The organism is Oscillibacter sp., from assembly GCF_032060045.1.
In the GTDB taxonomy this organism is placed as follows: domain Bacteria; phylum Bacillota; class Clostridia; order Oscillospirales; family Oscillospiraceae; genus Oscillibacter.
Genome location: NZ_DAMBZJ010000072.1, coordinates 1 through 3,940 on the forward strand (window position 1 = coordinate 1; position 3,940 = coordinate 3,940).

Annotated in this window: 4 protein-coding genes and 1 pseudogene; 1 reads left to right on the top strand and 4 read right to left on the bottom strand. The window is 45.3% G+C overall.

The window, feature by feature from the left end:
* The 4 genes and pseudogenes from RT018_RS15590 to RT018_RS15605 form a co-directional block, all read right to left on the bottom strand.
* Nucleotides 1–781: pseudogene (locus tag RT018_RS15590) on the bottom strand (ABC transporter permease); the annotation flags it as partial.
* A 3-nt stretch (nucleotides 782–784) separates the two neighbouring features.
* Nucleotides 785–1,579 carry an ABC transporter ATP-binding protein gene (locus RT018_RS15595; protein ID WP_312943231.1) on the bottom strand — a complete coding sequence of 265 codons (795 nt, stop codon included), beginning with the start codon at nucleotides 1,577–1,579 and terminating at the stop codon, nucleotides 785–787.
* Nucleotides 1,580–1,860: 281 nt separating this feature from the next.
* Nucleotides 1,861–2,313, bottom strand: a complete 453-nt coding sequence (locus RT018_RS15600) for a hypothetical protein (RefSeq protein ID WP_312943232.1) — start codon at nucleotides 2,311–2,313, stop codon at nucleotides 1,861–1,863.
* Between the two features lie 143 nt (nucleotides 2,314–2,456).
* On the bottom strand, nucleotides 2,457–2,885 hold the full coding sequence (locus tag RT018_RS15605; protein ID WP_312943233.1) for a hypothetical protein: 429 nt from the start codon (nucleotides 2,883–2,885) through the stop codon (nucleotides 2,457–2,459).
* 172 nt (nucleotides 2,886–3,057) lie between these two features.
* Between RT018_RS15605 and RT018_RS15610 the strand changes: the two genes are divergently transcribed.
* The coding region (locus RT018_RS15610) for a site-specific integrase (protein ID WP_312943234.1) at nucleotides 3,058–3,940 on the top strand (883 nt) is incomplete at its 3' end.

Sequence of the window (3,940 nt, forward strand, 5' to 3'; positions counted from 1 at the left end):
CCGCCCTATGCTCATCGGAAAAGAGGATGGCAAACGGAGCTGCGAACCAAGATGACGGAAGCAGGTAACTCCACCAGTGAAGGTTAGTCTGAACGTTTAAATCGATAAAATTAAACATCCTACCGACTAGCTGGTAGACGACCGTCATAAAGACAGTCAGAATGATTTGAAAATAGTTGATGATGTCCCTGAGCTTTTCCCCCGAGAACAAGTGCAGAATTGCAAAGTAGAAGATCGCGGTGAACAAAAGGGAAAAACAGCAGATTAAAATCAGAATAAGGAACATAGTCAAGAAGAACCATATGCCGTATTTGAAAAGACCGGCGATCAGTGAAACACCAGACAGAGACAGGGTGATGCCGGCCAGATAATAGAGAATGTACAAAAGCTTGGCGGTGTTCAGCGTCTTGATGCTTACCGGGCGGGTCAGCAGGATTGCCCGGTCCTGCACGTCCAGCAGCACAGATGAAAAATCAGAGATCATCGTAGTCAAAAGGAGGAAGAGAACCATGCCCATAACGATGCTCATTTTTAAAAACAGTGGAGAGGGGAGAAGTATCAACAGTCCTATAACGACACCCATGAAGGCATACATGACCAAAGAGGCCAGATAGGAATTTTTGCGCTCGGATTGCTCCTGGTTGATTATCGTAGAGGGCCGGCGGCTGTTCATTACCAACTTGACCTGTAAAATACGCCGCATCACCGGATAATCGACTTCCATCTCTAAAAATATTTTTTTAAACCGATCCAGAAATTTTAAAAACAAAAAATCCCGCATGTCTTACTCCTCAATGACGCCAATAAACTCGCCAGCAATACTGTGGTGTTGGGAAAAGCCTGAGAGTTGATTGAAAATTTCCTCCAAAGAGCCTTGGCTGCATTGCGCCTTAAGCTGCACAAACGTACCGTCAGCGACGATATTCCCATTATTGAGCATGATAATCCGGTCACTGATTTTTTCAACTACCTCCATAATGTGTGAGGAATAGAAGATTGTTTTGCCCTGTGCTGCCAATTCCGACATAATCTCCTTGAAGACCAGAACGCTGTTGGCATCAAGCCCGCTCAATGGCTCATCGAAAAAGATGATTTCCGGGTTGTGGAGCAGACTCGCGACGATCAGTACTTTTTGCTTCATGCCCTTTGAATAGGAAGAGATTCTTGCGGAATAGGCATCTTCAATCCCAAATAACTCCATTAGCTTTCGAGCTTTTCGGTCTGCTGTTTCAAAATCCAAACCGTAAAGCTCGCCAATAAAAGTCAGATATTCCTGCGCAGAGAGACTATCATAAATATCCGCTGATTCAGGGACATATCCGATTTTCTTTTTATAAGCTGTGGAATTAGTGGAAATATCCTCGCCCAGAATTTGCACCTGTCCCTGGTATCCCTCAAGTATCCCCAGCAGAATTTTTACGGTCGTACTTTTTCCCGCCCCATTTGGACCGATATAGCCAATGATTTGTCCCCGCTGAATTTCAAGATTGATTCCGTTGAGTACCTGCTTGTCTCCATAACTCATTTTCAGATCTCGAATGGAGACAGCAGGCACCTCTTTTTCGCTGGTTTTGTCCATGGTATACCTCCTATTTAATTACATGACTTCCCCAGCTTATGCTTGGACTAGCCAGAAGCCGATAAAAAGCCATATTGAGCGCTCCTACGTCCGTAGGCAGGAAACAGCTATTCTCAATAAAGAAACTAACTCAACAAGATGACTTCCCGCAGCAGCAGTCCGCTTTAATCCGTAGGCTTGTACCGCTTTCATTATCCTCCAATTGCGCCTAATTTCTATGACGCGCCTCCCTATCAATGAATCACAATAGGAAGCTCACATCGGTACAATAAAGGTCTGCTTTATTGTTTATCCGCAAGGATGCTTAGAGACGTTTTTCCAGTGTTTAAGTTTGTAGTATAGTGATAGATTCCGGCCTGATGGCCAATACGTTCCTCCGGGGTACCTTTATCAATTATCAGTGGTTCGTCATAATGATACGAATAATACAAAGTCAGACCGTCATCGCTGAGCCACAGCTTATCCGGCTGCGAAGTCCTAGCCCAAGTGCTTTCAGGCGGCATTGGCAACGACACGGTTTTTCCCTCACCTACTGCGGAGCCCGATTTGTAAATAAGTCTTATATCCGCGCAGCCTCCGTGTGGCGTATCCATGTCACCAACCTGAATCGTACAGGGAGTGGTTTCAATCGTCCGGATTATCTGCACAAAAGAGTTCACTCTTTCCAGTGCTTCTTTATAGGTAGGCTGCCTGTAACCAATTACCCCACGGTTAAGCAGCAATTGAGTCTCCATTCGGCAGACTCGATCCATGCCCTGACTCAAATACTCGGCATGCTTCGACTTACCGGGTAAAATATCTTCCCAATTGAGTCCCTGCTGGGCAAGTTCATAGCAAGAATAGCATTCCAGACACTTGAGAGTATTCGCATCCAGCTTTATCTCCCAGGGACCCCCGCCGCCGTTCGAACTTGCATGGCGACCATTGTCGTTTGTCCGACATAGTTTGGTTGCGATTCAAACAGAGTTGCAAGCTTGGCAAACAAATACAGCGGGGTAGCCACTGAGTACATCTGTGAAATAACTGCTAAAGTCATGTTGCGGGTTTCACTGTTAAGCACCAAAAACTGCCACAAATACAGTATTAATGATAAAATCCCTGTGGCACTACCAATTAGCACCGCTGGTATACATTTCCAAGTTGTTTTAGAATACAGTCCTCCTAAATAGAACCAAAATCCTGATACGCCTAAGGGAACGACATAATACATGATCATTCCAATTCCAGGAATAGTGATTGTGATGTTAATTATATATCCTACAATTAGTGGGACCAGAGTCAATAATAGCAGAACACTTTTTTTCATCCACTTACTCCTTAATGATTAAAAAGACCTGTTATCTATTAAACAGAGCACTAAACCGCTGGCGCGGTGGTATCTAAACCCCAAATTTTTCTTCTATCGTACCTGCTGCAGTTGCGGCGGGTTTTCTCTTTGCCCTTTACAATGGAAGCATCACTTTCAAGGAGATGGTTCCATGACAAATGAAGAGGCCTTTTCTCGAGCCTACGATGAGGTGCGACTGCGAGGTCTGTCGCCCAAAACAGTTGAGTCATATCTTGGACGGCTCAAGCTGTTCCTAAAGTATTTCAACGATCGTCCCATTGAAGAAATGAATGAAATCGAGATTCGCGAGTACCTGCTGTATCTGTTGGATTCCGGACACAGCGCTGGATCAGTCAATGTTTGCAACAGCGCACTGCGCTTCATTTTCGGAGCTGTTCTGGGACGAAACCTCAACTACCAATTAATTCATCGACGGCGCGAACACCGGGAGTTTCCGGCATTGATGAGCAAAAAAGAACTTGCTCATTTCTTTTCCAGCATGGACAACCTCCGTGACAGAGCCATGTTTGAAACCGTATACGGTGCAGGGCTGCGCCTATCCGAAATAACCCATCTTCGCGTTCAAGACATTGATAGCGAGCAGATGAGAATCTTTGTCCATCACGGAAAAGGTGGCAAAGACAGATATACACTGCTCTCCCAGCGCAATCTGGAGGTGCTACGTGAGTATTGGAGAGAATACAGGCCAAAACATCCGGAGGGCTATTTGTTTTATCCCAGGAAACAGAGGCAAAAAGTATTGACGCCACGTTCCGTGGCAAATGCCTTTCGTAACTGCTGCAAGAATGCAGGTTTTTCAGATACTTATACAGTGCATACGCTGCGCCACTGCTTTGCAACACACCTCTTGGAATCCGGTGCAGAAGTCTGCCAAATCAAAGAGTTGCTTGGCCATACGTTCATTCAGACGACTACATTTTATCTTCACATTGGCAACATGAACAAGCAGATTCAAAGTCCATTGGACTCGCTGCCTAAAAAGCGGGGCCGCAAACCGAAGGTGTCGTCAGATG

What these genes read in the sequence shown, in the direction of transcription:
- RT018_RS15595 (WP_312943231.1), bottom strand. Translation starts at nt 1,579, where the DNA reads ATGGACAAAACCAGCGAAAAAGAGGTGCCTGCTGTCTCCATTCGAGAT.
- RT018_RS15605 (WP_312943233.1), bottom strand. Translation starts at nt 2,885, where the DNA reads ATGAAAAAAAGTGTTCTGCTATTATTGACTCTGGTCCCACTAATTGTA.
- RT018_RS15600 (WP_312943232.1), bottom strand. Translation starts at nt 2,313, where the DNA reads ATGGAGACTCAATTGCTGCTTAACCGTGGGGTAATTGGTTACAGGCAG.